The organism is Burkholderia sp. LMG 13014 (assembly GCF_905232215.1).
In the GTDB taxonomy this organism is placed as follows: Bacteria; Pseudomonadota; Gammaproteobacteria; order Burkholderiales; family Burkholderiaceae; genus Burkholderia.
The window spans coordinates 1-1,687 of the sequence record NZ_CAJNKE010000905.1 but is presented as its reverse complement, the minus strand read 5'-3'; the positions used below and the strand labels follow the sequence as shown (position 1 = coordinate 1,687).

Sequence of the window (1,687 nt, the reverse complement as noted above, 5' to 3'; positions counted from 1 at the left end):
CCGTACGTGCCGCAGCTCGTGCGCGACCAGATCCGCGACCAGGTGAAGCAGGAAGTGATCGCGCAGGCGAAGGCCGAGAACTGGGCGCAGCCGAACACGTTCCCCGACTGGGTGTCGCGCATCAAGCTCGACGGCGACCTGCGCGTGCGCGACGAGTATCACTTCTATGGCGGCCGCAACACGAACGGCGTGACGAACTTCGCGGCGATCAACCAGGGCGGCGGATTCGACGTCAACCAGAATACGAACAACACGCAGATTCCCACGCAGAACACGCGGGAGAACCGCAACAATCTGCTGCGCTACCGCGCGCGGCTCGGCGTGACGGCGACGTTGTCCGACGAGATGATCGCCGGCATCCAGCTCGCGAGCGGCAACGACAACGGGCCCGTGTCGACCACGGCCACCGCGGGCGGCGGCTTCGCGAAGAAGAACATCTGGCTGAACAAGGCGTTCTTCGCGTACAAGCCGACGTCGTGGCTGAACCTGACGGCCGGCCGTTTCGACAACCCGTTCTTCAAGTCGGACCTGGTGTTCTCCGACGACCTGATGATGGACGGGCTCGCCGCGAACCTGCGCCATGCGCTGCCGTGGAACCCGGACGTCACGCTGTTCGGCACGCTCGGCGTGTTCCCGATCCAGTACACGAGCGAGAACTTCCCGTCGAACAGCACCGAGAAGGCCGGCAGCGACACGAAGTGGATGTTGGGCGCGCAGTTCGGCGCCGACTGGAAGATCGATGCGAAGAACCGGCTGCGCGGCGCGGTCGCGTACTACGACTTCCAGAACATGCGCGGCACGCTGTCGTCGCCGTGCGCGCTCTATGCCGGCGCGACGAGCTGCAGCACCGACAACGAGGCGCCGGCATTCATGCAGGGCGGCAACACGCTGATCGCGCTGCGCAACATCGTGCAGAACCCGAACCTCGCACCGGGGATGACGCCGCAGCCGCAGCTGTTCGGCCTCGCCTACAACTACCGGCTGCTCGACCTGAAGGCACAGTGGGACACGGTGGTGGCCGATCGCTTCAAGCTGCGTCTCGACGGCGAATACGTGCGCAACCTCGCGTACAACGACAACAAGGCGTTCGCGGCGGCGTCGCTGCCGGTCAACAACTACGATTCGACGTCGCTGAATGCGACGCGCGCCGACTACCGCAGCGGCCCGAACGGCTTCCTCGCGAAGGCGACGTTCGGCGAGCCGGAGCCGCGCGAGAAGGGCCAGTGGAACTTCTCGATCGCATACAAGTACCTGCAGCCAGACGCCGTGCTCGACGCGTTCAACGATCCCGACTTCCATCTCGGCGGCACCAATGCGCGCGGCTACGTGCTCGGCGCCGCGTATGCGGTGGCACGCGATACGTGGGTGTCGGCCCGTTACCTGAGCTCGAAGGAAGTGTACGGGCCGCCGGTATCGATCGACGTGCTGCAGATCGAGCTCAATGCTCGCTTCTGACCGGAGCCGCGGATGAACACGATCACTCGCACGATGTTCGCGGCCGGCGTGGCCGGTACGCTGCTGCTTGCGGCCGGCGGCGCGCACGCGCAGAGCATCGAGGACAAGCTGCGCAGCCAGTTGCGCTCGACCGTGCAGGAGCTGCGCCAGTTGCAGGACAACCAGGCGCAGTTGCAAAGCGACAAGGTGGCGGCCGAGAAGCAGCGCGACGACGCGCTCGCGCAACTGAAGG

Annotated in this window: 1 protein-coding gene and 1 pseudogene; both read left to right on the top strand. The window is 65.8% G+C overall.

Translation table 11 applies throughout. From position 1 onward, the window contains the following. The coding region (locus JYJ84_RS36010) for a putative porin (RefSeq protein WP_205190237.1) at positions 1-1,455 on the top strand (1,455 nt) is incomplete at its 5' end. Between the two features lie 12 nt (positions 1,456-1,467). After that, a pseudogene (locus JYJ84_RS36005) lies at positions 1,468-1,687 on the top strand (hypothetical protein); the annotation flags it as partial.